General features: G+C 74.2%; 3 protein-coding genes. All 3 read right to left on the reverse strand.

What is annotated here, in order from left to right; genetic code table 11:
• The coding region (locus ACFQ87_RS39325) for a hypothetical protein (protein ID WP_380615752.1) at positions 1–1472 on the reverse strand (1472 nt) is incomplete at its 3' end.
• A 6-nt stretch (positions 1473–1478) separates the two neighbouring features.
• Positions 1479–2102, reverse strand: a complete 624-nt coding sequence (locus ACFQ87_RS39330; protein WP_380615753.1) for a hypothetical protein — start codon at positions 2100–2102, stop codon at positions 1479–1481.
• Positions 2099–4364 (reverse strand): LamG-like jellyroll fold domain-containing protein (locus ACFQ87_RS39335; RefSeq protein ID WP_380615754.1); only part of this gene is annotated, 2266 nt, incomplete at its 5' end. The genes ACFQ87_RS39330 and ACFQ87_RS39335, both read right to left, overlap by 4 nt.

The following is a 4364-nucleotide window of genomic DNA, read 5'->3' on the forward strand; positions in this document are numbered from 1 at the left end:
ACCCTGGGGTCCGCCGCCCGGGAGGTGGCGAGGCTGAGCCGCAGCAGGCGGTGTCGCAGGCCGAAGTGGCGGCTCGCCTCGACGGCCTCGTAGAGCCGGGCGAAGTCCCCGGCCAGTTCGGCGAGCACGTGCTCGAAGAGCGTCCCGCCCGCCGGACGTTCGGCCGGCGGGTCCTCCTCGAACTCGTGGTCCAGGAAGGCGGACATCGCTCGCTGCCAGGGCCGCTCGGTCGGATCGCCGCCCAGCAGCCGGCGCAGCCGGACCGCCAGGTGGCGGGCGCGCGGCCGGTACCGGGCGGCGCCGAGCCGTTCGGCGTCGACGGGCAGGGCGGCCCTGGCGAAGAGGCACCGCCAGCCCGGTTCCAGGTGGTAGGTGCCGGCCCGGTCGTCCAGCCGTCGGGTGGCCGGGTCGGTCCAGGCGGCGGCCCGGTCCCTTACCGCAGCGGGCAGCCGGCTCAGCGCCGGGTCGGTCAGCACCAGCAGTCGGTCGCCCGTCACCCGGTCATCGGCGGAGGCCGTCCGCTCCTCGGCCCGGCGGGCCAGCAGCAGGGCGAGCGCGGCCGGGCGGGCGCGGCGGCGAACCGTCAGCGGCTGGAGCCAGACCGGTACAGGGTCGGTGCCGAACTCGGTCAGGTACTGGGTGGTGGTCAGGCCGTACCGGGACTCGAAGTCCTGTCCGTCGAGGCAGAAGGCCGCGTCCACGGCCGGGAGCCGCAGCACCGTGTCCACGCCGAGGACGGCCAGGTCGGTCAGCTCGACCTTGGGCAGGACCATGGCGGCGAACATCGCCCAGCCGCCGTGCCGGAGGGTGGCGGTACCGCCGCTGCCCTCGATCCGGCGAGCGTTGTGCGGGCCGATCCTCCCGATCCGGTTGCTCAGGACCCCGTCCTCGTCGAGGGCGAGCAGCTCCGCCCTGCTCTCGTCGGTGACCCAGATCGCGGTCGCGAGGACCTGCCCCGGGCCGAGCCGGAGCAACCGGGCGGCCCGCTCGTACAGTTCGGCGGACAGCTCGGCCAGGGTGTGGTCCCGGCCGGTTTGCACCCACCAGAGCGCCACCCAGCGGCGCTCCTCGCGCAGGTCGCCGTAGAGGACCTGTTCGGGCAGCTGTCCGCCCTCGTGCAGGCGCCCGACGAAGTCCAGGAACCGGCCGACCCGGGCCCGGAAGTTGACCGCGCGGAGCACCGTCCACGGCCCGCCGGCCCCGCGCACCGGCACGCCCTGCGGGCGACCGCCGTCCTGGTAGGAGGCCACCGCGTAGCCGCGGTCGCCGTCGTGTGCCGGGTCGTACCGCTCGCGGACCTCGGCCGGGCCGGACAGGACGCGGCGGCCGAGGCGGGCGGCGATCGTCCACTCGGCCTCGGCCGTGCGGGCGCGCACCGCCTCGGCCAGGCTCCGGGCCAGCTCCTCCAGTTGGGCGTCGCCGAGGGCGCCGGTGATCCGCAGGGTGATCGGGATGTGGCAGTCGACCCGCATGCCGGCTCAGCTGGTGTAGGTGATCTGGAAGCCGCTGAGGGTGATCACGTCGGCGGCGGTGGCGCCCTGCACGTCGGCCACCAGGTAGTAGCGGAACCGGGCGAGGTCGACCTGGGCGACGGTGCCGACCACGGGGAAGGTGGCGTCGAACGGAGAGGTTCCGACGCTGACCTTGGCCAGCTGATCAGGTGCGCTGGAGGCGACGAGGACCAGCGGGATCCGGTTGAATGTGACCGTCAAATGCGCCACCGCCGAGCTGTTCGCGGCAACGACTCGCAGGGAAGCCAGCTGCGCGCCGTCCGGGACGGGCACGTTCATCAGCCCCGTGAACCTGCCCAGGGCCTGCCCCCGCGCGACCCCGGTGGTCGGGTCGTAGCCCCATCCTGTCCCCCCGTCGGCCGACGTCAACAGCGGGGTCAGACTGATCACCTTCGGCGCGGTCGGCGGGTGGGTGCTGAGCGCGGTGATGGCCTGGTCGATCGCACCGACCACGGTGGACACGGCCTTCAGGTCCGACTCCAGCGCGTTGAACCGGGTGTTGAAGCCGTTCGAACCGGCGGCCTGGACCCGGTCGACGTTGTCCCTCCAGTCCGTGTGGTGGAAGGTCGGGGTGAAGCTGATCCCGGTCATGGGCTGGACTCCTTGGTGCGGCGCGGCGGCACGGCGCGGACTCGGAACTTCGGATACGTGTAGTCGGGGTTGGCCGTCGCGGCGTCCCGGGCTTCGACGACGTGCTCGCGCAGGGCGCCGGTGAGGACCTCGACACCGATCGGGTGCAGGGTGTTGAGGATGTTCATGATCAGGTCGTACTTGTCCTTGGGGACGACCTCCCCGGCGGCCACCAGCTCCGGCCGCAACCGGACCTCGAAGGTGTACGGCGCGTTCCCCTTGCCCATCAGGTAGGCGGCCTGGACCCAGACCGGCCCCGCCTGTTCGCCCAGCAGGCTCAGCGTCGACTGGCCGCTCGTGCCCCTGAGGGTCGCCCGGCCGTCGGCGAACGCCCCCGTGGCCAGGCTCAGTTGCCCGTTGGCGCCGACCACGGCGGGGGCCGGCACGATCGTGAGGTCGACGGCGGCGCCCTCGGTCACGGTGTCCGGGCCGGTGAGCGCCATCAGCGGCTGCGCCGGATGGTGCAGGAGTACGTCCGTCCCTGACCGCTGCACATGCCCGAACCCCACCAGATGGGCGACGACTGCGAGTTGACCGGCGTCGAGGCCGGTGCTCCGGACGGTGAGCGCCCGGCCCTGCCGGGCCAACGGGTCGGCGGCGTGGGGGTCGGGGTTGAAGGCGGCGGCAACCGTCAGCTGTCCGGCGATGCCGCGCCGGGTCAGTTCGTCCAGGAGGGCGTTGAGCCGGCCGGCCACGGCGTACTGCATGAGGTGGGCGTTGGGGTCGGTGCCGTACGTCGCGCGAGGGTCGTCGTGCCGGTGCAGGAAGACCGGGTCGAAGTCCGGGTCCGGGTCGCCCGCCACCGTGACGGGCGCCTTGAGGGTGCCGTCGGCGGCGATCGCCGCGCCGTCGGCGAGGTCGGCCGGCGCGGCCCGGAGGGTGCGGGTGGCGCTGACGGTGTGGCTGCCCCGGGTGACCTCGGCCTTCACCGTGATCTCCCCCGGCGCGGTGGCGGTGAGGGTCGCGGCGATGGCCGAGGTGTCGGTCAGGGCGGCCTGGCTCGGGCCGGTCGGGATGGTGAGCCAGTCGACGGACGCACCCGCGGGCAGCGCGGGTCGGATGGTCAGGCGCACGCTCGTGCTCGCTCCGACCACCAGGTCGCTCGGCCCGGTGGCCGGCGGGGTGAGGTCGAGGGCGAGGTAGTCGCCGATCGCGCACGCGGCGTACACCTGGTCGGGATCGGCGCGGTGCTCGACGTAGTCGAATCCGGCCTGGTGGGCGAGGGCCGCCAGCCGATCCGTCGGCGCCGTGCTGTGGGTGAGCAGCACAGCGCGGCCGGTGGCCCGGAGGTCCTCGGCGCGCGGGTCGAACGCCGACTCCACCCGCAGCCGCCCGCCGGCGCCCTCCGAGGCCGCCAGCGCCACCAGTTGGTCGAGCGGGCCGGTGAGCACCAGCTGGATCAGGTGCGGGTCCGGCACCGGTTCGTCGCGTTCGAGGGTGCGGAGCGCCGGCGGTGTGTAGTCGACCTTGGAACTGTCGTGCCTGAGCAGGTACACCGGGTCGAACTGCGGCTCGTCCGCGGCGGTGCCCACGGTGTCGGCCTCGGACACCCGGCGGCGGCCGTACCGGTCCATGCGCTCGCCGGGCATCAGCAGCGCCGGGAGGACGGTGATCGCGCGGACGCCGCGGACCACCCGGCCGTTGCCGTCGTCGACCACCAGCGGGTCATCGGAGCCTCCGATCGGGCGCACGGTGGCGTTGAGGATCTCGGCCAGGTTGCTGGGCGTCGGCAGCGTCCAGCGGCGGAAGATCCGCAGCCGGTTCCGGTAGTGCTCGGTGCCCTCGCCGAGGGCGGGGAAGAAGTCGGCGCGGGCCACCGAGGACAACCGCACCTCGTCGACGGTGCCGCGGAACCCGGTGTGCCCGGGGCCGATCCGCAGGTCCGCGGTGTTCCGGACGGCGCCGAGGGTGCCGACCGGCTTACGGTCGCGGAGCGCCCCGTCGACGAACAGGGTGACCTGGCCGCCGGCCCGGTCGAGCACCGCCGCGAGGTGGCTGAACCGGTCGGTGGGCAGCGACAGGTCCGCGAACAGCTCGACCGGGATGGTGCCGTCGCCGATCGCGAACCGCACGTTGCCCGGCAGCCCGCGCCCGAAGTCTCCGAGCTCCAGCACCCAGCCCGGCTGGACGGTCGTCGGGTCGGGGTGCCTGGTCAGCACGCGCCCCGCCGCCAGGCCCGGGTCGGGGCGGACGAAGCACTCGACGGTCGCCCCGCCGCCCGCA

The organism is Kitasatospora sp. NPDC056531, from assembly GCF_042794375.1.
In the GTDB taxonomy this organism is placed as follows: Bacteria; Actinomycetota; Actinomycetes; order Streptomycetales; family Streptomycetaceae; genus Kitasatospora.